Annotated in this window: 20 protein-coding genes and 1 pseudogene; 10 read left to right on the top strand and 11 right to left on the bottom strand. The window is 74.3% G+C overall.

What is annotated here, in order from left to right; genetic code table 11:
- Nucleotides 1-8 precede the first annotated feature (8 nt).
- The gene (locus tag V1J52_RS21780; protein ID WP_330141639.1) at nucleotides 9-1,016 is read right to left on the bottom strand and encodes a zinc-dependent alcohol dehydrogenase; all 1,008 of its coding nucleotides are present in this window, start codon (nucleotides 1,014-1,016) and stop codon (nucleotides 9-11) included.
- Nucleotides 1,016-2,176, bottom strand: coding sequence for a mandelate racemase/muconate lactonizing enzyme family protein (locus tag V1J52_RS21775; RefSeq protein WP_330141638.1), 1,161 nt, complete (start codon nucleotides 2,174-2,176; stop codon nucleotides 1,016-1,018). The genes V1J52_RS21780 and V1J52_RS21775 overlap by 1 nt, the downstream gene beginning before the upstream one ends.
- A gap of 212 nt (nucleotides 2,177-2,388) precedes the next feature.
- On the opposite strand from V1J52_RS21775, the gene V1J52_RS21770 reads away from it, so the two are divergent.
- From V1J52_RS21770 to V1J52_RS21735, 8 genes and pseudogenes are all read left to right on the top strand, one after another.
- Nucleotides 2,389-3,726, top strand: a complete 1,338-nt coding sequence (locus V1J52_RS21770) for an extracellular solute-binding protein (RefSeq protein ID WP_330141637.1) — start codon at nucleotides 2,389-2,391, stop codon at nucleotides 3,724-3,726.
- Nucleotides 3,723-4,676, top strand: a complete 954-nt coding sequence (locus V1J52_RS21765) for a carbohydrate ABC transporter permease (RefSeq protein WP_330141636.1) — start codon at nucleotides 3,723-3,725, stop codon at nucleotides 4,674-4,676. The genes V1J52_RS21770 and V1J52_RS21765 overlap by 4 nt, the downstream gene beginning before the upstream one ends.
- Nucleotides 4,673-5,596, top strand: a complete 924-nt coding sequence (locus tag V1J52_RS21760) for a carbohydrate ABC transporter permease (RefSeq protein ID WP_443075895.1) — start codon at nucleotides 4,673-4,675, stop codon at nucleotides 5,594-5,596. Before V1J52_RS21765 ends, V1J52_RS21760 begins: the two co-directional genes overlap by 4 nt.
- A 55-nt stretch (nucleotides 5,597-5,651) precedes the next feature.
- Complete coding sequence (gene arfA, locus V1J52_RS21755; protein WP_330141635.1) at nucleotides 5,652-7,166, top strand: arabinosylfuranosidase ArfA; 1,515 nt, start codon at nucleotides 5,652-5,654, stop codon at nucleotides 7,164-7,166.
- Nucleotides 7,167-7,273: 107 nt separating this feature from the next.
- Nucleotides 7,274-8,773: an aldehyde dehydrogenase (NADP(+)) gene (locus V1J52_RS21750; RefSeq protein ID WP_330141634.1), complete on the top strand. Its 1,500-nt coding sequence runs from the start codon at nucleotides 7,274-7,276 to the stop codon at nucleotides 8,771-8,773.
- A 236-nt stretch (nucleotides 8,774-9,009) separates the two neighbouring features.
- Nucleotides 9,010-10,161 (top strand): acyl-CoA dehydrogenase family protein, encoded by a 1,152-nt coding sequence (locus V1J52_RS21745; protein ID WP_330141633.1) that lies wholly within the window; start codon nucleotides 9,010-9,012, stop codon nucleotides 10,159-10,161.
- An 83-nt stretch (nucleotides 10,162-10,244) separates the two neighbouring features.
- A complete protein-coding gene (locus V1J52_RS21740) occupies nucleotides 10,245-12,323 on the top strand; it encodes a SpoIIE family protein phosphatase (RefSeq protein WP_330141632.1) in 2,079 nt (692 codons plus the stop codon).
- A gap of 462 nt (nucleotides 12,324-12,785) precedes the next feature.
- Nucleotides 12,786-13,517, top strand: a pseudogene (locus V1J52_RS21735) (aminoacyl--tRNA ligase-related protein); the annotation flags it as partial.
- Nucleotides 13,518-13,571: 54 nt separating this feature from the next.
- Here V1J52_RS21735 and tpg read toward each other — a convergent pair.
- The 4 genes from tpg to V1J52_RS21715 form a co-directional block, all read right to left on the bottom strand.
- Nucleotides 13,572-14,129, bottom strand: a complete 558-nt coding sequence (gene tpg, locus V1J52_RS21730; protein ID WP_330141631.1) for a telomere-protecting terminal protein Tpg — start codon at nucleotides 14,127-14,129, stop codon at nucleotides 13,572-13,574.
- A gap of 78 nt (nucleotides 14,130-14,207) precedes the next feature.
- Nucleotides 14,208-16,343, bottom strand: a complete 2,136-nt coding sequence (gene tap, locus V1J52_RS21725; RefSeq protein WP_330141630.1) for a telomere-associated protein Tap — start codon at nucleotides 16,341-16,343, stop codon at nucleotides 14,208-14,210.
- Nucleotides 16,344-16,551: 208 nt separating this feature from the next.
- Nucleotides 16,552-17,256, bottom strand: coding sequence for a cation efflux transmembrane domain-containing protein (locus V1J52_RS21720; protein WP_330141629.1), 705 nt, complete (start codon nucleotides 17,254-17,256; stop codon nucleotides 16,552-16,554).
- 1 nt (nucleotide 17,257) lies between these two features.
- Complete coding sequence (locus V1J52_RS21715) at nucleotides 17,258-17,593, bottom strand: ArsR/SmtB family transcription factor (RefSeq protein WP_330141628.1); 336 nt, start codon at nucleotides 17,591-17,593, stop codon at nucleotides 17,258-17,260.
- 195 nt (nucleotides 17,594-17,788) lie between these two features.
- Between V1J52_RS21715 and V1J52_RS21710 the strand changes: the two genes are divergently transcribed.
- A complete protein-coding gene (locus tag V1J52_RS21710) occupies nucleotides 17,789-18,532 on the top strand; it encodes a S1 family peptidase (RefSeq protein ID WP_330141627.1) in 744 nt (247 codons plus the stop codon).
- 144 nt (nucleotides 18,533-18,676) lie between these two features.
- Here V1J52_RS21710 and V1J52_RS21705 read toward each other — a convergent pair whose 3' ends face one another.
- The 5 genes from V1J52_RS21705 to V1J52_RS21685 form a co-directional block, all read right to left on the bottom strand.
- Nucleotides 18,677-19,558: a DUF6895 family protein gene (locus V1J52_RS21705; protein ID WP_330141626.1), complete on the bottom strand. Its 882-nt coding sequence runs from the start codon at nucleotides 19,556-19,558 to the stop codon at nucleotides 18,677-18,679.
- A complete protein-coding gene (locus V1J52_RS21700; RefSeq protein WP_330141625.1) occupies nucleotides 19,555-20,244 on the bottom strand; it encodes a hypothetical protein in 690 nt (229 codons plus the stop codon). Before V1J52_RS21700 ends, V1J52_RS21705 begins: the two co-directional genes overlap by 4 nt.
- A 112-nt stretch (nucleotides 20,245-20,356) precedes the next feature.
- On the bottom strand, nucleotides 20,357-20,521 hold the full coding sequence (locus V1J52_RS21695) for a hypothetical protein (RefSeq protein WP_330141624.1): 165 nt from the start codon (nucleotides 20,519-20,521) through the stop codon (nucleotides 20,357-20,359).
- 249 nt (nucleotides 20,522-20,770) lie between these two features.
- Nucleotides 20,771-21,709: a dihydrodipicolinate synthase family protein gene (locus V1J52_RS21690; protein WP_330141623.1), complete on the bottom strand. Its 939-nt coding sequence runs from the start codon at nucleotides 21,707-21,709 to the stop codon at nucleotides 20,771-20,773.
- Nucleotides 21,709-22,506, bottom strand: a complete 798-nt coding sequence (locus V1J52_RS21685) for an aldolase (RefSeq protein ID WP_330141622.1) — start codon at nucleotides 22,504-22,506, stop codon at nucleotides 21,709-21,711. The genes V1J52_RS21690 and V1J52_RS21685 overlap by 1 nt, the downstream gene beginning before the upstream one ends.
- 223 nt (nucleotides 22,507-22,729) lie before the next feature.
- Here V1J52_RS21685 and V1J52_RS21680 point away from each other — a divergent pair, with 223 nt between their 5' ends.
- Entirely contained in the window at nucleotides 22,730-23,302 is a 573-nt protein-coding gene (locus V1J52_RS21680) for a helix-turn-helix domain-containing protein (protein WP_330141621.1), read from the top strand.
- Nucleotides 23,303-23,769: the final 467 nt, after the last annotated feature.

Below are 23,769 nucleotides of genomic sequence, written 5' to 3'. Positions count from 1 at the left end.
GACAGGGGTCAGGGGTGCAGCAGGACCTTGCCGGCCCTCGGGTCTGCGCCGCCGACGAGAGCGACCGCGTCGGCGTACCGCTCCAGCGGGAGGTCATGGGTGATCAGCGGCTCCGGGTTGAGCAGCCCGCTGGTGAACGCCCGGACGGCGTAGGCCCAGGCGGCCGGGGAGGCGCCGAACACGGTGTGCGTGGTGAGGGCCCGCACGACGAGGCCGGCCGGGTCCAGGCCCTGGGCGCCGGGCCCGGGGATGCCCGTCAGCACGATCCGGCCACCGCGCCGGGCGTACCGTACGGCGTCCGCGGCGGAACGGGGCGCGCCCGCGGTCTCCACGACCAGGTCGCAGCGGCCGCCGGGGCCGTCGTCCGGAGCCGCGGTGGCCGTGGCGCCGAAGGCGGCGGCCCGCGCCAGCGCCTCAGGCCGCGGGTCGACGGCGGTCAGTTCCGCCGGGGAGGACGCGGCGAGGAGCTGGACGGCGAGCAGCCCCAGCGTGCCGCAGCCGAGAACCGCCACGCTCTCCCCTGGCCTGGCCCGGGCGGCGAGCGCGGCGGCCGCCACCACGGCTGCGGGTTCCAGCAGGGCGGCGGCGCGCAGGTCGGCGGCGTCCGGGAGGAGGTGCAGCAGCCGCGCCGGGAGCACGAGGTGGTCGGCGAAGGCACCCGGCTGGGTGAAGCCCGTCTCGTCGTAGCCGGCCGAGCACAGGGACGTCTGGCCGCCGCGGCAGCGCTCGCACAGCTGGCAGGTGCGGAAGCCCTCGCCGACGGTCTTCCGCCCGACCAGCGCCGGGTCGACGCCCGCGCCGACGGCGGCCACGGTGCCGGACCACTCGTGGCCGGGAGTGAGCGGGTAGCGGGCGTACCCCGCGGGGCGGGTGCCGTCGTACAGCTCGCGGTCGCTGCCGCAGACGCCGGCCGCGGCGACGCTGACGCGTACCTCGCCGGGGCCGGGTGCGCCCGGCCCCGGCAGCGTCTCGACGCGGTGCCGGCCCGGGGCGTCCAGTACGACCCGTCGTCCCATCAGCGGCTGCCGCTCTTCGGCGCCCGCTTCTCCCAGCCCTCAGCCCACAGGTCGAAGCGGGCCTGCTGCTGCGGGAACTCCGCCGCCGCGTCGGTGTCCAGCTCCACTCCGAGTCCCGGCCCCTCGGGCAGGGTGAAGTACCCGTCCACGACCTGCGGGGCGCCGCGCACCACCTTCTTGATCTCCGCGTCGGCGAAGTCGTTGAAGTGCTCCAGGATCTTGAAGTTGGGGGTGCAGCCCGCCACCTGGAGCGAGGCCGCCGTCAGCACGGAGCCGCCGACGTTGTGCGGCGCGATGAGCATGTAGTGCGTCTCGGCGGTCGCCGCGAGTTTGCGGGTCTCACCGATGCCGCCGAGGTGGCCGACGTCGGGTTGCAGGATGTCGGCGGCCTGCGACTCGAACAGCTCCCGGAACTCGATGCGGTCGTGGATGCGTTCGCCGGTGGCGATGGGCAGCGTCACGCGTTCGGCGACCTTGGCGAGCGCCTTCAGGTTCTCCGGCGGGACCGGCTCCTCCAGCCAGCTCGGCTGGTAGCGCTCCAGCTCCCCGGCGAGCCGGATCGCGGTGGCCGGGCTGAACCTGCCGTGCATCTCCAGCAGCAGCTCGGTGTCCGGGCCGATGGCGTCCCTGACGGCCTCCACCAGGGAGAGGGAGTGCACGGTGGCGGCGCGGTCCAGCTCGTAGTGGCCGGTGCCGAACGGGTCCAGTTTCAGGGCCCGGTAGCCGCGCTCGACGACGGTACGGGCCGCCTGGTGGAACGCCTCGGGGGTGCGTTCGACGGTGTACCAGCCGTTGGCGTACGCCTTGACGCGGTCGGTGACCCGGCCGCCGAGCAGCTGCCAGACCGGGACGCCGAGGGCCTTGCCCTTGATGTCGAGGCAGGCCATCTCCACGCAGGCGATGCCGGACATGACGATCTCCCCGGCCCGGCCGTAGTCCCCGTACTTCATGCGCCGGACCAGGTCCTCCACCGCGAAGGGGTCCGAACCAGCGATGTGGTTGGCCTCGGCTTCCCGCAGGTAGCCGGTCAGCGCGTCGGTGTGCCCGAGCATCCGCGTCTCGCCGACGCCGGTGAGCCCCTCGTCGGTGTGCACCTGTACGTAGGTGAGGTTGCGCCAGGGTGTACCGACGACGTGCGTGCTGATCCCGGTGATGCGCACGGCCCGCTCCCTTCGTGTTCGATATATCGTCAGACGTTCGAAATCTTGAGCAGAACGTAATCAGCCCGCCCGCGCCTGTCAATGGGCGGAGCGGTGCGACGAATTCCGCCCGGGGCGTTGACGCCGCCCGGACCCCGTTCTAGGTTCACGTTCGAAGTTACGTCACTTGTTCGTAATCTCGGACATCACTCTGGAAGGAGGTGCGAACCGCCATGCAGAACTCCTCACCGAGCCGCCGCCGGGTGCTGGCCGCCCTGGGGGCGCTGGCCGCAACGGGCGCGGCGGGCCACGGGGCGGCGGGCTGCTCCGCGTCCGCCACGCTCGCCGCGGGAAAGACCCGGCTCCGCTACTGGCACCTCTTCGGCGGCGGTGACGGCGTCAACATGCAGACGATGCTGGACGCCTATCGTGCCGCCCACCCCGGCGTCGGCCTGGAAGCCTCCACCCTCCAGTGGGGCGCGCCGTACTACACCAAGCTCGGCATGGCCGGGGCGGGCGGCCGGGCCCCCGAGGTCGCCGTCCTGCACCTGGCCCGGCTGCCCGGCTTCGCCCCCGGGCGCCTGCTGGACCCCTTCGACACGTCCCTGCTCGCCGAGTACGGCGTCCACCCGGAGGACTTCCCCGAAGCCATCTGGAACCGCGGCAGCGTCGGCGGCGAGCAGTACGCCGTCCCCCTGGACACCCACCCGATGACCCTGTTCTACAACACCGGCATCTGCGCGAAGGCCGGGCTGACGGACCGCCGGGGCGGGCTGCGACCGCTCGACGGCCCGGGAGCGTTCACGGCGGCCCTGCGCGCGGCCACGAGGGTCACCGGTCAGCCCGGTCTCGTCTTCGAGACCCTGGGCGGCGGGACGGTCGGGCCCTGGCGGCTCTTCTCCACCTTCTACGCGCAGACCGGCGGGACGCTGGTCAGCGACGACGGCACCCGCATCACCCTCGACGACACCAAGGCCCTGCGCGTCCTGGAGTACCTCCAGATGCTCACCGGGGAAGGGCTCGCCGTCAGGCGGGTGGACTACCCCGGCGCCGTCGGCGTCTTCAACGCCGGCGAGACGGCGTTCTACCTCAACGGCGAGTGGGAGGTCACCACCTTCCTCACCTCCGGCCTGCCGTTCTCCATGACCCGCGTCCCCGCCCTGTTCGGCTCCGCCGCCGCGCAGGCGGACTGCCACTCCTTCGTCCTCCCCCACCAGGACGACCGCGGTGGTGAGTCCCACCGCGCCGCCCACCAGTTCGTCGCGTGGATGCTCAAGAACACCGTCGAGTGGGCCAGGGGCGGCCACGTCCCGGCCTACCTGCCCACCCTCGACGAGCCCGCGTACCTGGAGCTGACGCCGCAGTCCCGCTACCGGGGCGTCGTGGACGACGTCGTCCTCGACCCGCCGGTCTGGTTCGCCGGGTCCGCGTCCCCGCTCTGGCTGGAACTGGGCAGCGTCTTCTCCGGCGTCCTCACCGGTTCCCGCACCCCCAAGGGAGCGCTGGCCGAGGCCAGGAGCCGGCTGCGCGACCTGATGGAGACGCCCAACCCCTTCGGAGAAGCGGCATGACCACCACCGTCACCGCCCCGCCCGTCCCCGTCACGAAGGCCGCACCGCCCACCGGCCCCGTCACCGTGCGCCGCCGCTGGACCGAGCACGGCCTGGTGTTCACCGCGCCCTTCCTCCTGATGTACGGCCTGTTCCTCGTCTGGCCGCTCCTGCTCGGGCTGAGGATGAGCTTCGGCAACGACAACGTGGCCGGCACCCGGGCGCAGCTCGTCGGGTTCGCCAACTACGCGGAGGCGCTGAGCGACCCGGACATGTGGTCCGCCCTGGGGAACACCGTCTGGTTCACCGTCCTGTCCACCGTGCCGCTCGTCCTCGTCGGCCTCGTCCTCGCGCTGCTCGCCCACCAGCTCCGCGTGGTGCAGTGGCTGTGGCGGCTCTCCTGGTTCGCCCCCTTCCTCCTGCCCTCCGGCGTCGTCGGACTCCTGTGGCTGTGGGTGATCTACCCCTCGGACTTCGGGTTCGCCGACCAGCTCCTGGCCTCCTTCGGGCTGACCCCCGAGATCGGCTGGCTCACCGACCCGCGGTACGCGATGCTCTCCATCGTCATCACCACCGTGTGGTGGACGGTCGGCTTCAACTTCCTGCTCTACCTCGCCGCGCTCCAGGCCATCCCGCAGCACCTCTACGAGGCCGCCGAGATCGACGGGGCGGGCCCGTGGCACCGGCTGTGGCACATCACCCTGCCCATGCTGCGGCGCACCACCGGCGTCGTCCTGGTGCTCCAGGTGCTCGCCTCGCTGAAGATCTTCGACCAGGTCTACATCATGACCGGCGGCGGCCCCGACGACTCCACCCGCCCGATCCTCCAGTACGTCTACGACGTCGGCTTCACGGGCTACCGCATCGGCTACGCCTCCGCCGTCTCCTACGTCTTCTTCGCCCTCATCGTCATCGTCTCCCTGGTCCAGCTCCGGCTGACCCGGCGCAGGAGAGAGGAGAACGCCAGGTGACCGCCGCCGACCACACCCCTACGGCCACCACAGCCTCCCGTCACCGCCCCCGCCGGGCAGCCGGGGCGGCGCGCGCCACCGAGGCCGGACGCAGGCTCCGCTGGACGCCCGGACGCCTCACCCTGCTGGCCGTCGCCCTCGTCCTGGCCACCGCCTGGGTGCTGCCGCTGGCCTGGGCCGTGGCCACCTCCCTGAAGCCGGCGGCCGAGACCACGCGGACGCCCCTGGAGTGGATCGGCTCCACCGTCACCTTCGACGCGTACGGGGAGGTGTGGGCCTCGGGCGACCTGGGGCAGTGGATGTTCAACTCCGCCTTCACCTCCGTCATGACCACGCTGCTGACCGTGACCCTGTGCGCGATGGCCGCCTACGGCTTCTCCCGCACCGACTTCCGCGGCCGCAAGACGCTCTACGGCCTGGTGCTGGCCGGGATCATGGTCCCGCCGCAGGTGCTCATCGCCCCGCTGTTCGCCGAGATGGTCGCGCTGAACCTGGTGGACACCTACTGGGGCGTGATCCTGCCGCAGGTCGCCGTGCCCGCCATGGTCTTCATCCTGGTCAAGTTCTTCGACGGCGTACCCCGCGAACTGGAGGAGGCCGCCTTCGTCGACGGCGCGGGCCGCTGGCGGGTGTTCTGGCAGATCGTGCTCCCGCTGTCCCGGCCCGTGCTCGCCGCGGTGGCGATCTTCACCTTCATCAGCACCTGGAACAACTTCCTGTGGCCCTTCCTCGTCACCACCGACCCGGCCGGGATGACGCTGCCCGTCGGGCTCGTCAACGTCCAGTCCACCTACGGCGTCCGCTACGCCCAGGTCATGGCCTCCGTGGTGATCGCCGGGCTCCCGCTGCTCGTCGTCTTCGCCCTCTTCCAGCGCCAGATCGTCCGCGGCGTGGCCCACACGGGGCTCGCCGGGCAGTAGGCAGCCCCGCCCCAGCGTCCCTGACCCACCGCACGCCGACAACCGAAAGGTCAGCATGACCCCCGACCCCCTGTCCCCCGCGCACGTCACCCTGGACCCGGCCTTCGCCGTCGGCCCCGTCAGCCCCCGGCTGTTCGGCTCGTTCGTGGAGCACCTGGGCCGCTGCGTCTACACCGGCATCTACGAACCGGACCACCCCGCTGCCGACGCCGCGGGACTGCGCACCGACGTCCTGGACCTCATCCGCGAGCTGGGCGTCACCGCGATCCGCTACCCGGGCGGGAACTTCGTCTCGGGCTTCCGCTGGGAGGACAGCGTCGGCCCGGTGGCCGAACGTCCGCGCCGGCTCGACCTCGCCTGGCGGTCCACCGAGAGCAACCGCTTCGGCCTGCGGGAGTTCGCCGACTTCGTCCGCAAGGTGGACGGGGAACCGATGATGGCCGTCAACCTGGGCACCAGGGGGGTGGCCGAGGCTCTGGAACTCCAGGAGTACGCCAACCACCCCGGCGGCACCGAGCTGTCCCAGCGGCGCATCGACCACGGCGACGAGCAGCCCTACGGCATCCGGCTGTGGTGCCTGGGCAACGAGATGGACGGCCCCTGGCAGACGGGCCACAAGACGGCGGCCGAGTACGGCCGGCTCGCCACCGAGACGGCCAGGGCCATGCGGCAGATGGACCCGGACCTCGAACTCGTCGCCTGCGGCAGCTCCAACCGCGCCATGCCCACCTTCGCGGCGTGGGAGGCCACCGTCCTCGAACACGCCTACGAGCACGTGGACTACATCTCCCTGCACGCGTACTACGAGGAGAGCGACGGCGACCGCGACTCCTTCCTCGCCTCGGCCGTGGACATGGAGACCTTCATCGAGGACGTCGTCGCCACCTGTGACCACGTCGGCGCACGGCTGAAGTCCGACAAGCGCATCAACCTGTCGTTCGACGAGTGGAACGTGTGGTACCAGAAGCGCTTCCACGACGCCGCGCCGGGGCAGTGGGAGGAGGCACCGCGGCTGCTGGAGGACAACTACTCCGTCACCGACGCCGTCGTCTTCGGCTCACTGCTGATCGCGCTGCTGCGGCACGCCGACCGCGTGACCGTCGCCTGCCTCGCCCAGCTGGTCAACGTCATCGCGCCGATCATGACCGAGCCCGGCGGGCCGTCCTGGCGGCAGAGCACCTTCTTCCCCTTCGCCCAGGCGTCCCGGCACGGACGGGGCCGGGTGCTCCAGGTGCACGTGGACGGCCCCGCCCACGAGACCGCCCGCTACGGCGAGGTGCCGCTGCTGCACGCCACCGCGACGGTGGACGACACCAGCGGCGCGGTGACCGTCTTCGCGGTCAACCGCAGCCAGGACCGCGCGCTGCCGCTGACCGTGGCCCTGGGCGCCACCGGCGTCACCCGCCTGGTGGAACACAGCGTCCTCGCCGACGCCGATCCCGAGGCCCGCAACACCCTGGACGAACCCGGACGCGTCACCCCGCACGCCGCCACCGGCACGGCGGTGGCGGACGGCACCCTGCGCACCACCCTCGAACCGCTCTCGTGGAACGTCATCCGGCTGGCCTGACGCCGGGCCGCCCCCGCGGCGGCCCGCGCCACCGCCCGGCCGGTGCGCGGCGGGCCGCCGCCCCCGCCGGCCGGCGTTCCGCACCCACCGAAGACAGGAGCTTTCCCATGACCGCAGGCACCCACCTCCAGGGTTACGACCCGAGGACCGGACGGCCCACCGGCGACCCGGTCCCGGTCAGTGACGCCGGGGACGTCGGGCAGGCGGTCGACGCCGCCCGCGAGGCGTCGGCCGCCTGGGCGGGGCAGCCGGGCACACGGCGCGCGGAGGTGCTCGACGCCGTCGCGGACGCGCTGGACGCCCGCACCGCCGAACTGGTGGCCGTCGCCGAAGCGGAGACCGCGCTGGGCGAGGCCCGTCTGACCGGCGAGGTCGCCCGCACCAGCGGCCAGCTGCGCGCCTTCGCCGGGGTCCTGCGCGACGGCCGCTACCTCGGCGCCGTCCTCTCCCCCGCCGACCGGGCGCGCAACCGCCCCGACGTACGGCGGATGCTCTACCCCGTCGGCCCGGTGGCCGTCTTCTCCGCCAGCAACTTCCCCTTCGCCTTCTCCGTCGTCGGCGGTGACACCGCCTCCGCCCTGGCGGCGGGCTGCCCGGTGGTCGTCAAGGCGCACGAGGCCCAGCCGGGCACCTCGCAGGCCGTGGCCACGACCGTGCGGACCGCGCTGCGCGCGGCGGGCGCCCCCGACGGGCTGCTCGGGCTCGTCCACGGCAGGGACGCGGGAACCGCGCTCGTCCAGCACCCCGCCGTCCGGGCCGTGGGGTTCACCGGCTCACCCGGCGGCGGGCGGGCCCTGTTCGACCTGGCGCAGGGGCGGCCCGAGCCGGTTCCCTTCTACGGGGAACTCGGCAGCGTCAACCCCGTCGTCGTCCTGCCGGGCGTGGCGGCCCGGCGGCCCGGAGAGCTGGCGCAGGGCTACGCCGCGTCGCTCACCCTCGGCTCCGGCCAGTTCTGCACCAACCCCGGGCTGCTGTTCGTGCCCCAGGAGGCGGCTCCCCTGCTGGAGGAGATCGGGACGCAGGTAACACGGTCCACCGGCGGCCCCCTGCTGTCCGGCCGCATCCGGGACGCCTACCGGGCCCGCACCCAGGCCCCGCCGCCCGAAGCCGCGCCGCTGGCCACCGGATCGGCGGACGACACCGCATGGTCGGTTCCGCCGACGGTGTGGCGGTGCACCGCCGCCGAACTGGCGGCCTCTCCCGGGGAACTGACGGAGGAGGTCTTCGGACCGGCGGGCCTCGTGGTCACCTACGCGTCCGAGGACGAGCTCGCGGCAGCCCTCACCCGGCTGCCGGGCAGCCTCACGGGCACCGTCCACGCCGCCGGGGACGAGCAGGAGGCGGCCGGGCGCATCGGTGCCCTCCTGCGCCCGCGGGTCGGCCGCCTGATCCACAACGGCTGGCCCACCGGGGTGGCCGTCTGCTGGGCCATGCACCACGGCGGCCCCTGGCCCGCCACCACGGCGTCCGCCCACACCTCCGTCGGGGCGACGGCGATCAACCGCTGGCTGGTGCCGACCGCCTACCAGGACTGGCCCGACGCGCTGCTGCCGCCCGAGCTGCGGGACGCCAACCCGCTGGGCATCCCGCGCACGGTCGAACCCTGACCCCTGCCCGTCCCCGCCGGCTCCGCCCCGCGCCTCCCGCGCCGGGACGGCCGGGGGCGCACGTGCACCGCGCGCCCCCGGCCCTCCGGTGCGCGCGGCGCGGTGCGCACGCTCCCCGCGAAGCCGCCCGGCCGGTACCGCTAGGCTGAGCCGTTGTCGTCCGGAAACGGTTGGCACGGAACGGTCCCCGTCGAGACCGGGGTCATGCGATGGAGCGGAGTGCAGCGGTGACGGGGATGGAACTGGGAACCGCGGTGTCCGTGGCGCGGGAGATCGCCGAGGAGGTCCTCGCCCCGGAGGCGGCAGCGGTGGACCAGGAGCACAAGTGGCCCGACACGGGCATGAAGGCTCTGCAGTCCCGGCTGGGCGGGCTCGTGGTCCCGCGGGAGGCCGGCGGGTCCGGGCACGGGCTGCTGGCCGTCGCGCAGGTCGGTGAGGCGACGGGCCGGGCGTGCGCGTCGACGTCGATCTGCTTCGGCATGCACCTCGTGGGCTCGGCGGTGATCGCCGCGAAGGCGAGCCGACGGCAGCACGCGCACTACCTTGAGCCCATCGCCGCCGGGGAGCACCTGACGACGCTGGCGCTGTCCGAGCCGATGACCGGGGGCGAGTTCTGGCTCCCCCAGACCCGGATGGAACGCCCCGGCCCCGGGCGGCTGCGCCTGACCGGCGCCAAGAGCTTCGTCACCAACGCCGGACACGCCGACTCCTACGTACTCTCCGCCGTCGAGACGGGGCCCGGAGCGCCGCCGGGCCAGTTCTCCTGCGCGGTGGTCGACGCCGGTGCCCCGGGGCTGCGGTGGGGCGACCCCTGGCGGGGGTTCGGCATGCGCGGCAACGCCTCGCGCGGGCTGGAACTGCCCGGGGTGGAGATCGCCGACTGGTGCCTGCTGGGCGAGGAGGGCGACGAGATCTGGTACGTCTTCCACGTGGTCGCCCCCTACTTCCTGATGGCCATGGCCGGTACCTACCTCGGGGTGGCCGCCGCCGCCCTGGAGGAGGCCCGCGCGTACCTGCTGCGGCGCAGGGAGACGCGCGCGGGACGGCCGCCGTCCCACCAGCCGGTCGTCCAGCACCGCCTGGGCACCATGTGGGCCCGGGTGGAGCGCACCCGGCGGCTGATCCACCACGCCGCCATCGAGGCGGACACCGGCGGGCCGGAAGCGCTGCCGGGCCTGGCCTCGGCCAAGGCCGAGGTCGCCGACGCCGCCGAGGCCACCGTCAACGACGCCCTGACGCTGGTCGGCGGCATCGGCTACGGGCAGGAATCGGCCCTGCACCGCATGCTGCGCGACGCCCGCGCCGCGCACGTGATGTCCCCGACCACCGACCTCCTGCGCGTCTGGACCGGCAAGGCCCTGCTGGACGAGCCCCTGCTGGAGGGCTGAGCGGTGAACCAGGCGCTTTGCTGCCCGCCGGAGCACACGTCCGTCCCGCGGTACGCGCGTCACCGGAGCCGGAGGGCCGAGGGATGAACCCCGCCGCGCCCCTGATCCTGCTGGTGGACGTGCCCGGCCCGGCGGCACGGGCCGTCGCGGACGAGCTGGCCGCCACGGCCGGAACCGCCGGGCCCGCCGAGACCGTCGAGATCTCGGCCGCTGACGTCCTCGCGTACACCGCGGGGACACCCGGTGGGCGCCGGCCCACGGTGGTGGTGCTGGGGGGGCGGGTCACCGAGGCGGTCGGCCTGGTGCACTCCCTGCGCCCCCACTCCACCGACCTCGCCGTCGTCGTGACCGTCACGCCCGCCACCTCGGTGAAACTCGCCACGCTCCCGATCCTGTTCCCCGCGGACATCGTGCGCCGTGTCCTGGAAGAACGCGCGGCGTACCTGCCCGCGGTGGTGAGCGACCTGCTGCGACGGCTCCTGGACCGCCGCAGCCACGCCGTGGCACAGGCCGCGGCCCAGCGGCAACTGTCCACGGGCGCCGCGATCGACCGTCAGCTGGGCGAACGGCTGCTCGGGCAGTTCCTGGACCAGGCTCCGATCGGCACGCTCATGCTGGACGGGGACGCGGTGATCGCCTGGAACCGGCGCGCCGCCGACACCCTGGAGCTGACCGAGCCGGAAGCGCTGCACCGGCCGCTGACCGACCTGTTCCCCGCCGCCGAGCGGACCGCGCTGCGTCAGCACCTGACGGCCCACGGACCCGGCCGGGCCGCCGAGCCCGACGCCGTCTTCGAACGCGTGCGGCCCGACGGCACCAGCCAAGCCCTGCGGATAGCGGCCCAGCAGGTCACCGACACCGAAGGGCGCAGCCGCACCCTCGTGCTCGCCGAGGACGTCACCGACCGCCTGCACGCCCAGCGCAAACTCGCCGAACGCACCAGCCACGCCCAGCTCACCGCCGAGATCGCCGCCGCCATGACGGCCTCCGGAGCACTGAACGAACGCCTGCACCGGTGCGTGCGCGCCGCCACCGAGCGGCTGGGCGCCGACCGCGTCTGCATCTGGACCCTGGACGCCCAGGGCGAACTCGCGCACACGGTCTGCGCCGACGGCGACGACGCACCCGCCGGGGACTCCCCCTGCCTGAGCGGTCAGCGTCACCTCGTCGAGCAGGTCATCACCGCACGCCGCCCGCACCTGGACGTCGCGGCCCTCCCCGGCGAGGGCCGCGGGCACGGCTCGTTCGTCGGCTACCCCCTCATCTCCGGCGAGGAACTGATCGGCGCGCTGACGCTCACCACCCGGCTGGCCCTGCCCGGGTCCACCCTGGTCACCCTGGAGAACCTCGCCGACCAGATAGCCGTCGGCACCCGGCAGCACCGCCTCCTGGACCGGCTGAAGGAGACCACCCGCGCCCTTGAGCGGCCCCTCCTCCCGCCCCGCCTGCCGGACCTGCCCGGTTTCGGTCTCGCCGCCCGTTACGCCCCCTACGGTGAGGGCCTGCACATCGGCGGGGACTTCTACGACGCCTTCACCGCCCCCGACGGCCGCCACGTCCTGGTCATGGGCGACGTCTGCGGCAAGGGACCCGCCGCGGCGGCCATCACCGGCCTCGTCCGCCACACCCTGTGGACCGCCGCCCAGCACGCCAGCGACCCCGAACACGTCCTGCGCCTGGTCAACAGCGCGCTGTGCCGCGAGGGCGCCCCCTTCTGCACCCTCATCTACGTCGTGCTCGACCCCTCCCCGGCCCCCGCCCGGCTGCGGATCGCCTGCGCCGGCCACCCCGCGCCCCTGCTGCGCCGCGCGGACGGCAGCGCCGTGCCGCTGGAGGTCCACGGCCAGTTGCTGGGCGTGGTGGACGCGCCGCGCCATCCGGTGACCGAGCTGGACCTGCGGCCCGGCGACACCCTGGTGCTCTACACCGACGGCTTCACCGAAGGGGCCGGCGCCCGGGACCAGCGGGAGCCGGAGGACCTGGCCGCCCTCGTCGCCTCCTTCCCCCCGGCCGACCCGGCGCGCCCCGCGGAGAGCCTCGTCACCGCGCTGCTGGACGACGCCCGCGACTGGTGGGGCGAACGGCTGCGGGACGACCTCGCCGTACTCGCCGTGACCGCGCACTCCGCGCCGTCCGTGCAGCCCGGTGGCCCTGCGACCTGACCGCCGGGGCCCTGACCGGCGCCTTGCCGCAGCCTCCAACGGGGGGCAGCGTGCCCCGCACCAGGGGCGAGTGCCGACGTGCCAGTGACCCGACAGCCGCTGCGACGTGGTCGCAGCCGCGGGCATCCGCGCCTCGGGGAAAACGGGTGGAGGGAGGAGACGCGGGGCCCTTGCTACGGTGACCGGCATGAAGCTGATGCGCGCCGCTGTGACGACGACGCCGGAGGGAGTCCCGGCGCGCTGACGAACCGTCCGAAGCCCCGGGCAAGTGCCCCGGGGCTTCGTCATGGGCCCGGTCACTTGCTCCGTCACCAGCGATGAGACCGCGATGACCACCGTGCACGACCACCGCAGGCTCGGCCGTGAGCTGCACCTGTTCGACACCGACCCGCTGATGGGCGCCGGACTGCCGTACTGGCTGCCCGACGGCGCGGCCGTGCGGCACGCCCTGGAAAGTTACGTCGCCGGGCCCACGAGGCGCTCGGTCTCAGCCGGACCCCCTACCGGCTGTCCCTCCCCGGCCCCGGCGGGAAGTACGTGGATGCTCCAAAGATGTGGCAGCGGTCCACCACCCTGCTGGCCGACGTCCTCGACCACTGCGGCCCGCCCTACGAAGCGGCCGAGGGGGAGGCCGCGTCCTACGGCCCCAAGATCGACGTCCAGGTCACCGACGCGGCAGGCCGGGAATCCACCCTCTCCACCGTCCAGGTCGATTTCCACCAGCCGGAGCGGTTCAACCTGCAGTACACCGGCGCGGACGGTGCCAGGCACCGTCCGGTCATGATCCACCGCAGCGTCATCGGCAGTGTGGAGCGGGCCGTCGCCCATCTCGTCGAACAGCACGGCGGCGCCTTCCCCGCCTGGCCGGCCCCCACCCAGCTGGCGGTCCTCCCGGTCACCGGCGCCGGACTGCCGCACGCCGCCGCCCCCGCGGAGCGGTGTTCCGGCCTCGGCCTGCGCGCCTCGGTCACCGGACCGGAGCGCGGCACCCCGGGCGCCCGCGTCCGCGAGGCCCGCCGGGTCCCCTACCAGGCCGTCATCGGCGCCAGGGAAACCGCCGACGGCCTCGTGGCGCTCCGGCTGCGGGACGGGCGACGGCTCACCCCGCAGCCGGCCGGTGCGGTCCTGGACCGCATCAGCGCGCTCGTCAGCGCCCACAGCACCGGACTGTGGGACGGGGCCGCCGGTCCGTGAGGCCAGCGCGCCGGCCACCGCGCTCTGGCGTGTGTCGGGTCCGGACCCGTGTCCTCAGAAGTCCAGGTCCAGGTAGTCGATGTCGTTGATGGCCACGTCCGAGATGCCCATGGCACGGCTTCCGCCGTCCTGGAAGTACACCTCCTTGAAGCCCTCGGCGACGATGCCGCGCAGCTGCTGGTCGCCGGCACCCTGCTCACGCGCGTCGAACAGGCGCCGCGCGTACGCGGGAGGGAGGTGGACGGTCAGGCGGCGGAAGCGGCCGTCGTCGGTCGTGCCGACCGGTGCGGTGTAGCCGAACCGGGCGCGCGTCTCCACGGTGATGCCGGTCGTGGCGGCGGCGCGCTTCCGGCGGCGCTTGCGGACCTGGGGCTGCCAGCGGGCACGTACGGCGGCGTCGATCCTGGCGGCGATGTCCTCGGGCGGGTGCTTGCGGGCGCCGCGCCGGTAGCGGTTGACGGAGTCGGCGGTGACCCCGATCTCCGCGGCGACGGCCTTGGCGGTCTTCATCTGCCTGAGCAGGAACCCGATCTGGCCCTTGAGGGTCTTGGGCGGCTGACGGGTGAACGCCTCCCGGTCGGCGCGCTCCAGCGCGTCGTCGATCTCTCCCACCGTGCGGTTCAGCTCCCTTGCGGGGTCGGGGCCCGGTCATGGGGCCGGAACGTCGTGTCCGTTGCCGGCTGCCACCGGCTACTCGCCCTCCTCGAGGACGGCGTCGCCGCCCTTGATGTGCCGGGCGGGGTTGTAGCCCTGCTCCATCAGGTCGACCGCCCAGGGCATGTCCTGGACGCCTTCGAGCTTCGCCAGCCCCGGGCTGGGGCCGAGGCGGAAGGAGCCGGGCTGCGGCTTGCCGGAGGCGCTGTAGGGCAGGAAGTCCAGCGGTGAGCGGCCCGGCGAGGGGTAGACGACGCAGTCGGACAGCACGGCCAGCGGGTACAGGCCGGTCATCTTGGCCATGTTGAGCAGCTTGCGGTGCATGTTGACCCGCGCTTTGGAGATGACGGCGGCCCGGATGTCGGGGCGCCAGGTCGGGCGTTCCAGGGCCGGCCACCGCTCGCCGTCCCGGTAGTGACGTCCCTGGGGGCGTTCGCGCAGCTTGCCCACGCCGCCCTTGACGGTGGCCTTGATGGCGGACAGGACGGCGGCCAGGCCCGGATCGGCCTGCTGGTGCCGCTCCATCGCCGCGAGGAACGCGCGGTCGTCGAGGTCCCTGGTGACGCCGAGGTCGGCGAGGGTGTCGAGGTAGGCCGCCTTGAGGCGGTCGTGCCACGGGTCCAGGTACGCCCCGGTCTCCCGGCGCAGGAACGCCTCGACGGGGGCGACGTTGTAGCCCAGTTCCTGGGCGTAGGCGACGGTGTGCGTCTGGTACCAGGCCGGGCCCTGCGGGCGCTTCCCCGATGGGGTGAACGGGCTGGGCAGCCGGGGGTCCAGCTCGACGTGCGAGAGGTCCACGTACCAGCTGCCGGGAATCTTCTTGTCGAACACCGGGCGCCGCACGTGTTCCGGTCCGGACAGGCCGACGACCAGACGGGCGGCGGCGGCGAGGAACGCGGTGTTCAGGTCCAGGCCCACGGCGAAGGGCATCCGCAGCATCTCCTCGTCGGAGAGCAGATCGACCTCGCGCATCCACTGGTACGCCTCCTCGTCCAGGAAGCCGCCCGTCCAGCCACCGCCCACGACCACAGGGTGCTCGGGCGTGGCCTCCGGCGGCGCGGGATCGACCGGTTCCGTCCCGAGGCTGCCGGGATTGTGGCCGGACACCCAGTTCCCGGCCGCCCGGTCCTGCACGGCCCTCGTCGGCGGGCGCAGACTCGTCATCAGCTCCAGCCCGGAGACGGCCGTGGAGCCGCGGGGGGTGATGACCCGCCGGGCGTAGACGCCGAGGACCCGGGCGATGTCGGCCGGTTCCATCCCGGCGACGCCCGGCCAGGAACGGGCGTCGAGGGCGTCCCAGGCAAGGACGGCGAACTGCACGCACTGCCGCTGTCCCGCCGTGGCGGGGCGGTAGACGCGCGCCCAGGGGCCGAAGCCGCGCTGGGTGAGCCTCCACCCCGCCCCGGTGATCTGCCGGACCACCGGGTGGTCGTCCGGCAGGCGCAGCGAGCGGCGCTCCTCGTGGCCCTCCAGTCGCTCCGGCAGCCCGAGCCGCACGGCCGCGGCCGCGGTCAGCACGATCAGCGGATCGGCGTCGCGGCCGTTGCGGTGCAGCCGCGCGGCACCGAGGCCGGACTCGGCGAGCGTCCACGCCACCAGCTCCGGGACGGTGGTCGCCGGGCAGTCCAGTACGAGGCCGCCCGTGCCGTACGCCTGTCCGTCGCCGTCCAGCACGGCGAGCGGGCCGTGCGGGAACCGCGGATCGGCGGCGGGCTGCGCGTCCCGTTCTCCCGCTGGGCGGCGCGCCGGCGCCGGGCGGGCGGGCGGGCGCTCCCGCCGGGGCCGCGGCGCGGCCGGACCGCCGGGCGCCGCCGCCGGGGCCGCGTCGGAGGCCGCGTTCGGGGCCGCCTTCGGGCCGGCCGCGCCCGGGCCGGCCGCTTCCGGAACCGGCTGCGGGGCGGGGACCGCCGCAGGGGTGGTACCGCGCGGCGGATGCTTGGCCGCCCAGCCCCTCAGCAGCCGCTGGTACGCCTCCAGGCGCGGCGGCTTGGGCTCGGAACGCCCGTTCTCCCAGTTCTTCACCGTCTGGGTGGTGGACCTCAGGGCCTGCGCCAGGCGGGCCTGGGTGATGCCCGCGGCCTCGCGCAGCCGGGCCCGTTCCGCCGGGGGCGGCAGCGGCTCCTCCTCCAGCAGCGCGTCCACGGACGCGAACAGCTCTTCCTCGGAAGCCATGCCTTTCACCTCCAGCCGGACCGTAGCAGGGCTGACCTTAGCCATGTGTTTAGCCACACGGTTAACCCGGTCGGATGGGGCGCCGCAGCGGAACCGGAGCGGTGACGTGGCGGACCCGCTACGGCGACACCGACCGTGCGTCGCGCCCGGCCTGAGCACCGCCCCGCCCAGCAGGTGGCTCCCGTCAGGCGGCGGGGCCGGGCGGGCGTCAGCAGCAGGTGCGACCGGGGCGGCAGCCGCACGCGCCGGTTCCGGCGGGGGGCGCCGGCACCGCGGCGGGCACGGCGCAGCAGCCCCGGCCCTGCCAGGCGTTGCGGCCCTCCCTGACGGCGATGGCCGCGATGACGAGGGCGGCGACCGGATCGGCCCAGGCCCAGCCGAGGAGACTGTTGGCGAGGAGGCCCACCAGGAGGACGGCGGACAGGTAGGTGCACAGCAGGGTCTGCTGGGAGTCCGCCACCGCGCTCGCCGAGCCGAGTTCGCGGCCCGCCCTGCGCTGGGCGGCGGACAGGAACGGCATGACCAGCAGGGAGAGGGCGGCGATCACGATGCCCGCGGTGGAGTGCTCCGCCTCTGCGGCACCGGACAGGGCGCGGACGGCGTCGAGGGTGACGTAGGCGGCCAGCGCGAAGAAGGAGACGGCGATGATCCGCAGCGCGGTCGCCTCGCGGGTGTCGCGGACGGCCTGGTCGGCGGCGGAGAACTGCCAGGCGACGGCGGCCGCCGATGAGACCTCGATCACCGAGTCGAGGCCGAAGCCGATCAGCGCGGTGGAGGAGGCCAGGGTCCCCGCGGTGATGGCGGCGACCGCCTCGGACACGTTGTAGACGATCGTCGCCGCGACCAGCAGCCGTATGCGCCTGGCCAGTGCGTCACGGCGGGCCGGGGACGGGCCCAGAAAGACAGCGGTCATCTCAGCAGCAGTCCTTCGTCCGCGCGTCCGGGCAGGCGCGGTCGGTCTCGACCGCGACGACGGCGGTGCGCAGATCGTCGAGCGCGTGGCCGAGGCGCTCGTCGGCGAGTTCGTAGCGGACGCGGCGGCCCTCGGGGGCGGCGACGACCAGGCCGCAGTCCCGCAGGCACGTCAGGTGGTTGGACAGCCGGGTACGGGAGACGCCCAGGGCGTCGGCGAGGTCGGACGGGTAGGCCGGGGCCTCGCGCAGCGCGAGCAGGAGGCGGCAGCGGACCGGGTCGGCGAGCGCCCGGCCGAAGCGGGCCAGCACCTCGATGTCGGAAGCGACAGTCAGCATGCCGAGAAAGTACACGACTTCCTGGATTCATGGAAACGTGTACCGCGCGGAAGCGTCCCGCTCGCGGACGGGCCGCAACCGCGCCGCATTTGGTCCTCCGCCCGGTCTTCTGCCCCGGGCCGGGTGTCTCCACAATGGGTGAGGAGAGTCCGGCCGGGCGGTCCCCGGCTGACGTTCCCCTTTCCCGGAGGCGTGATGAGACCCACGCGATCAGCTCTGCCCCTGCTCCCCTTACGTCCCGCCCGGTGGTGGCGCCCGGTGCGGGGGCTGCTGGCGGCGGTGGCCGGAGCGCTGGCCCTCCTGCTGGCCGTGTCGGCGCCGCCCGCCGCCGCGGGCACGTCCGGCGCGGGCGCGGAACGGGCCGCGGCACCGCTGCCCCTCTACGGCGGTGACATGCTGTACAGCCGCTCCGGCCGGTGCCTGCTCTCCTTCAACGCCTACCGGGGGCGGGCGCAGCACGGGATCATCCCGGCCGACTGCGGCCCCGTCGGCACCCAGTGGTACCGCGACTCCGCGCTGACCACCCCCGTGGGCGCCACCAGCCACACGTCGAGGGTCTACGCGGTGATCTCGTACGGCGACGGCGTCGACGCCCGGCCCGCCGTCCGCCAGGGCACACGGATCATCGGCCTCACAGGGATGCGGACACCCGTCCTGGGGCAGAGCATCTGCCACACCAGCGTGGTCAGCGGACTCACCTGCGGAACCGTGACCGGGCTCAACCAGACGGTCGTCTTCCCCGGCGGCGTGATCACCGGACTGATCCGCGCCACGACGTGCGCGCACCCCATCGACATGGGGGCTCCGGCCCTCGTCGGCAGCCAGGCCGTCGGCTTCCTGCTCGGCGGCAGCGGAAACTGCCCGACCGGCGGCACCAGCTTCTACCAGCCGCTGGCACCGGTCCTCGCCACGTTCGGGCTCACCCTGCTGCCCGGGTGACGCCGGGCCCGGGCGGCGGCTGACAGTGGACCGGCGGGGCGCGGGGCGCTGCCCGCGGTGTGGCACCGCCGCGTGCGCCGGCTCGTCCGTCGCGGCCCCCGGCCCGCTCCGGACGCGGAGTCGGGCCCCGCCTCACACGAGGAGTCAGGACAGGGCGAGGGCCGCGGCGAGACCCGCCACGGCGGTCGCGTGGAAGTGCCGCTCGAACCGGTGGACGGCCGGACCCGTGACCGGCCGTCCGTCACGAGGGACCAGACCGTCGTGGTGCCGCTGTGCGGCGAGCACGGTCCACGCCTCGGAACCCAGACATCCGCCGGGCAGGCAGGCGTCCACCGCCAGCAGTTCCCCGACGAGGTCCCATTCCGCCGCCTCCTGCCACACGTCGTGCCAGACGGGGAGCCACAGGTGCAGGTAGTCCCGCAGCGGTGGGGGCAGGGCGTGCGGGCGCGATCCCCAGTCGGTGAGGTGGTAGACGGTGTGCGTCACGGTGTAGGCGGTGTCCCAGTCGATCAGCCAGGGCTCCGGCCGCCGGCCCAGCCAGGTCGCCCCCGCCAGCGCCCGGTCGTCCTGAGCCGGCGGCAGGCCCACCGTGCGAGCGGCGTTGTGCACCGCCAGGCGGCGGTTCGGGCGCAGTTCCGCCGCCTGGCGGCTGACACGGTGGTGCAGGTGGCCGAGCAGGGTTTCCAGGGGCAGGTGCCGGTACCCGGCGGGCCGGAAGCAGGCGTACACCTCCAGCGGATCGGTGGCAGCGGGGTGGCGGAGCTGCCGCTCGTACAGGACGTCGCCGAGGGCGTACTGCTTCCAGGCGTGCTCCAGGAGCGTGCGGGCGGCCTCCCGGCCCCCGGCGCGGCCGCGCAGCACGACGCGGGCGAGCAGGGCCGTCTCGCCGAGCAGCTTGTGGCTCCTGGCGTGCTCCTCCCGCCCGCCGGTGTCCAGCGTGCACCGGTGCAGGTGGGCGCCGAGCCAGTCCAGGGCGCCGGTGAGCAGGTGCCGGGCCGCCGTACGGCCCGGCTCGGGCAGCGTCACGCGACGGTGCCCGGCCGGGCGAAGAGCAGGCGGCGGGCGATAGCCGTGTCCACGGCCGTCCGCGCACCGGGCGTGTGCAGGTCGATGTGGTCGAGGAGGGCGCACAGGTCCAGAGCCGGGACGTTCCGCCCGGGGCCGGTGAGGGCGAGCCAGCGGGCCAGCCGGGCCGCTGTGGGGTGGTCGCCCCGCAGCATGGCGCGGACGGTGCCGCGTGCCACGTCCGGGGCCCGCCCGGCCGCGGAGGCGGTGAAGGGCGTGTCGAGACCGGGAAGCGCCAGAGGTGCCGCGGCGGCCAGGTGGGCGGAGTACTGCCGCCAGGTGTCCTCCTCCCGGAGGGGGCTGGCCGGGGACGGCACGCGGCGGCCGCAGAGCCGGTGTACCGCCGTGTCGCGCCAGACCGCGTGGAGGGCGTCGGACGGAGCGGGGAAGATGCGGAGCGCCTCCTCGGCCACGGCACGGTCGGCGGGGTGCGGGGGTGCACCGGCCAGTGCGGTGGGTGCGAACAGGTCCGGTCCCAGCACCCGTACGGCCGCCAGCGCGGACGGGTCCTGACCGGCGCGTGCCTGCGTACCGCCCGACACCGGGTGCGTCCCGCCCTCGGCGAGGGCGGCGCCGACACGTTCCGCCAGCTCCTCCACCGCCGCACGGCCGGACCGCAGGGCCGGGGCACCGCCCGTCTCCGTCACCGTCCGCCCTTCGCCGCTCGGGCACGGCCGCCGTGCCGCTGGCCGGCGCGCGGCCGCTGCTCCGGCGCCCTGGCAACGGCCGCGGGTGGCACCCCCGCCAGGGCGCCGGGCGTCACAGGGGGAACGAGAAGTAGAGGAAACGGTCGGTCGACGCCGGGGTGACGGAGACGTCGGTGACGCGGGCCTCGTCGGCGCGCATCAGTTCCGACACCTCCGCCCACGCGTCCGCCGTCGCCTCCTCGGCCCAAGGGGCGCGGGGCGCTCGAAGGTCCAGCATGATGCCTCCGGTGTTCTTCGCCGCTCAGGGCGGCACGGCTCACGCCGTTGCCGGGCGTGAGGCGGCACTGCGGCCGCGCGGTCTGTTCTACGGGCACGGCGGTACCGCGGCGGGCGGAACCACCCCGTCTCACTCGAACGGGGGACGGACAGGAGTGCGGGGCCTCGCCGCCGAGGGGCGACGGACGGCTCCCCTTCCCGCCCGTCCCCCCCCCCGTGCGGTGCCGGACGCCTCCCCGCAGGGGCGGGCTCAGACGGCCGGAGCCGGTCTGCCGGCTGCCCGGCCGCCGGTCAGCGGGTGCCGGGCGAGCCCGTCGAGCAGTTCCCGCAGCCGTGCGCTCGGCGCGGGCGGCAGCGGGAGCAGCGGCGGACGGGGTGGTCCGGCGTGCCGGTCCTGTAGCTCCAGTCCCGCCTTGACCGCCCGGGGCAGGCCGTGTTCGACGATGAACCGCAGGAACGGCAGCATCGCCTCCAGCAGCGCGTCCGCGTGCGCGTGCTCGCCCGATCGCTCGGCGGCGTGGAGCGCGAGGCACCAGTCCGGCACCAGGCAGGGCGCGGCGGTGCACCAGCCGGCGGCGCCGGACCGGAACGCGTCGAGGGCGACGGGGTTGTTCCCGTTGTAGACGGACAGGGCCCCGTCGGACAGGTCCAGCAGGGCGCGGAAGCGCGCGACGTCGCCCGTGCTCTCCTTCACCATCGTCAGGTTGGGGATCTTCCGGGCCAGTGCCGCCACGGTCTCCGGACGCAGGTCGACGCCGCTGGTCCCGGGGTTGTTGTAGAGCATCACCGGCAGGTCGGTCGCCGCGGCGACCGCGGTGAAGTGCCGCGCGAGTTCGTCCTCGGTCAGTTTCCAGTAGGTCTGTGCCAGCACCATGACGGCACTCGCCCCGCTCCGGGCGGCGACCCGGGCGCGGCGCACGGTCGTCTCCGTGCTCCAGTGGGAAACGCCGACCACGGTGGGCACCCGGCCCGCTACGGCGTGCAGGGCCGTCTCGCAGACGGCGTCCCACTCGGTCTCGCGCAGGTAGGCGCTCTCGCCCGTGCTGCCGAGCGGGGCGACGGCGTGGCTGCCGGCCTCGACGAGGTCGCCGACCAGGCGGGTCAGTGCCGGGAGGTCGGCTTCCCCGGTCTCGGGCGAGAAGGGGGTGACGGGGTAGGCGATGACGCCCTTCAGGGCGGGAGCGGGCATCAGATCCGCACCTCGTTCGTGACGCAGTCGGGGTGGTTGCGCAGGGCGCGGCGTGCGTAGTAGGCGAAGTTCGCCCTGTTGCGCCGGTCGGTGGACGTCCAGTCGTGTGCCTCCCGCGCGAGGTCCGGGGGCAGCGGCTGGACGGTGCCCGCGGACATGGCCAGGAGCTGGAGGCGGGCCGCGCGCTCGATGAGGACGGCCAGGTTGCACGCCTCCTCGACCGTGTCGCCGGTGACGAGCTGGCCGTGGTGCGCGAGGAGGACGGCCCGCTTGTCGCCGAGCGCCGCCGCGATGGTCTCGCCCTCCTCGTTGCCCACCGGGACGCCGGGCCAGTCCTTGAGGAAGGCGCAGTCGTCGTACAGGGGCGTGGTGTCCATCTGGGAGACCACGAGGGGGACTTCCAGCATGGCGAGGGCCGCCGTGTGGAGGGCGTGGGTGTGGATGACGCAGTTGACGTCCTCGCGGACGCGGTAGATCCAGGAGTGGAACCGGTTGGCGGGGTTGGGCATGCCCTCCCCTTCGAGGACGCTGAGGTCCTCGTCCACCAGCAGCAGGTTGTCCTCGGTGATCTCGTCGAAGCCGAGGCCGAGCCGCTGGGTGTAGTAGGTGCCCGGTTCCCGCCCGCGTGCGGTGATCTGGCCGGCCAGTCCGGAGTCGTGGCCGCCGTCGGACAGCGCGCGGCAGGTGAGGGCGAGCTTCTGCCGGGTGGTCAGCTCCGCGTCGCCGAAGTGGTCGCGCATCTGCCGTTCCGCACGGCCGACGAGCACGTCCTTCGTCTCTCGCAGGGTGTGTGCCATGTCTGCTCCAAGGTGGGCGCCGGCGTCTCCGGCGCACCTGTGCCCCGCGGTGCCGCGCCGGGGCGGCACCGCCAGGAAACTAGAATCACTATATGACACCTTGTGTCATCGATGGCAAGGGCCCGCCCCCCGGGAGGCGCCCAGCCGGGCGGCGGCACGGGGCGACATACTGGGACGTCCGCCGGGCCGGGGGCGGTCCGCGCGGCGCGGGAAAGGGAGAACGGTGATCAATCGGGTACGGCAGTTGCGCAAGGAGCGGCTGATGACACTGGAGGCGCTCGCCGAGCGGGCCGGCGTCACCAAGAGCTACCTGTCCAAGGTCGAACGCGGCCACAGCGTCCCGTCCATCGCCGTCAGCGCGGCACTCGCCCGCGCCCTGGACACCCCGCTCGACCGGCTGTTCTCCGACGCGGAGCACATCGCGGACGTCACCGTCACCCGTGCGGCGGAACGGCAGCCCCTCACCTCGGGCCGGGAACCGGGCTCCCACTACGAGGGCATAGCCCTCCAGGCCAGCACCAAGCGGATGACCCCGTTCATGCTCTACCCCCCGCACGACGCCGGTCCCGTGCCCTTCAGGGACCATCCCGGCGAGGAGTTCCTCTTCGTCCACGCCGGCCAGGCGGAACTCCTCCTCCCCTCCCGCTCCATCAGCCTCGCGCCGGGCGACTGCGCCTACCTCAAGGCCACCACGCCGCACAAGATGCGCTCCCTGAGCGCGGAACGCGCCGCGGTCCTCCTGCTCGTCTGCGACGACCACACCGCCCCGGGGACCCCCGGCCTCCACCACCCCTGAACCGGTGGGTCCGCCGGGAAGCCGGCCGTGTGCTCACGTGCGGCGAGCCGCTGCGCGGCCAGTTTCCGCAGCAACTCGCCCGACGTGGCGCTCAGGCGGGGATCCGGCGGGCGCGAGCCGCACAGGACACGGAGGGCCGCGGCCTCTCCCCCGCCGCGCGGCGGGCCGCGGGGGTCCCGGCCGGGCCCGGGCGCCGGAGGGCGGCGCGGGTGCGGCCGCCCGGCGCCCGGCGGCACGTCACCGGCGGTGGGCGCCGCCGGGGCAGTCGCCGGACGCGTCCGGCCGGGGGGGGCGCCGCGCGGACGCGCCAGCACCGGCCGGGGGCACGCCTGGTTGTGGCACCGGCCGACGTGACCCCTCGCGGGGGGGGCGGGAACTCGCCGGACGCCGACGCCGTGGACGCGATCCTGCTCTGCGAACCGCCCGGCCCAACCCGGGTCCGTCCGATTTTCGGGTGCGTCCTGCTC

It is taken from the genome of Streptomyces solitudinis, assembly GCF_036323765.1.
Taxonomy (GTDB): domain Bacteria; phylum Actinomycetota; class Actinomycetes; order Streptomycetales; family Streptomycetaceae; genus Streptomyces.
Note: the sequence above shows the minus strand (reverse complement) of the source record. Positions and strands in the feature narration are given on the sequence as shown.

Bases quoted from the DNA above. Each gene is read 5' to 3' on its own strand.
- V1J52_RS21780 (WP_330141639.1), bottom strand. From the start codon at position 1,016: ATGGGACGACGGGTCGTACTGGACGCCCCGGGCCGGCACCGCGTCGAG.
- V1J52_RS21710 (WP_330141627.1), top strand. From the start codon at position 17,789: ATGAGACCCACGCGATCAGCTCTGCCCCTGCTCCCCTTACGTCCCGCC.
- V1J52_RS21685 (WP_330141622.1), bottom strand. From the start codon at position 22,506: ATGGCACACACCCTGCGAGAGACGAAGGACGTGCTCGTCGGCCGTGCG.
- V1J52_RS21715 (WP_330141628.1), bottom strand. From the start codon at position 17,593: ATGCTGACTGTCGCTTCCGACATCGAGGTGCTGGCCCGCTTCGGCCGG.
- V1J52_RS21765 (WP_330141636.1), top strand. From the start codon at position 3,723: ATGACCACCACCGTCACCGCCCCGCCCGTCCCCGTCACGAAGGCCGCA.
- V1J52_RS21720 (WP_330141629.1), bottom strand. From the start codon at position 17,256: ATGACCGCTGTCTTTCTGGGCCCGTCCCCGGCCCGCCGTGACGCACTG.
- V1J52_RS21750 (WP_330141634.1), top strand. From the start codon at position 7,274: ATGACCGCAGGCACCCACCTCCAGGGTTACGACCCGAGGACCGGACGG.
- tap (WP_330141630.1), bottom strand. From the start codon at position 16,343: ATGGCTTCCGAGGAAGAGCTGTTCGCGTCCGTGGACGCGCTGCTGGAG.
- V1J52_RS21770 (WP_330141637.1), top strand. From the start codon at position 2,389: ATGCAGAACTCCTCACCGAGCCGCCGCCGGGTGCTGGCCGCCCTGGGG.
- V1J52_RS21690 (WP_330141623.1), bottom strand. From the start codon at position 21,709: ATGCCCGCTCCCGCCCTGAAGGGCGTCATCGCCTACCCCGTCACCCCC.
- arfA (WP_330141635.1), top strand. From the start codon at position 5,652: ATGACCCCCGACCCCCTGTCCCCCGCGCACGTCACCCTGGACCCGGCC.
- V1J52_RS21745 (WP_330141633.1), top strand. From the start codon at position 9,010: ATGGAACTGGGAACCGCGGTGTCCGTGGCGCGGGAGATCGCCGAGGAG.
- V1J52_RS21695 (WP_330141624.1), bottom strand. From the start codon at position 20,521: ATGCTGGACCTTCGAGCGCCCCGCGCCCCTTGGGCCGAGGAGGCGACG.
- V1J52_RS21740 (WP_330141632.1), top strand. From the start codon at position 10,245: ATGAACCCCGCCGCGCCCCTGATCCTGCTGGTGGACGTGCCCGGCCCG.